1 protein-coding gene is annotated in these 469 nt (G+C 58.6%); it reads right to left on the reverse strand.

Annotated features, from left to right (window positions below; genetic code table 11):
• Window positions 1-469 (reverse strand): immunoglobulin-like domain-containing protein (locus AC5PZ0_RS28300; protein WP_493856217.1); only part of this gene is annotated, 469 nt, incomplete at both ends.

Consider the following 469-nt stretch of genomic DNA (forward strand, 5'->3'; position numbering starts at 1 on the left):
GGTGGTGCCATCACTCAGGGTGAAGGTCAGCGCCGAATGTTTATCAATCGGCAGACCGTCTTTGTTGGTCAGAGTGATGGTGTAGGTGATTGCACCACCTTCGGTGACCGAAGGCGTCGCAGTCAGTTTGGCCACCACATCGTCGGTGGTGTCAGTCACTTTGACCGACGCCGCGTCGCCCAGCTGCAGATTCTCGAAGGCACGGCCATCGATGTCTGCTGCCGACTTCACGCCCAGCTCGATTTCACCGGCGTCTTTGTAGACGTCATCGCCCTGCGCGTCGTGGGTGTACGGCGCGCTGGTTTCACCGGCCTTGATAGTGACGGTGGCGTTGTTGCTCAGCGTCACGACCAGGTCGTGAGCCAGGGCAGTGGTGATGTGAACGGTGAACGTTGGTTTGACGTTCTCGGCAACAGAAACCTGATCAGCCGTGATGGTGACTTTGACCAAGTCGCCTTCGTTGCCGGTC

This window comes from Pseudomonas sp. 5.2 (assembly GCF_059025405.1).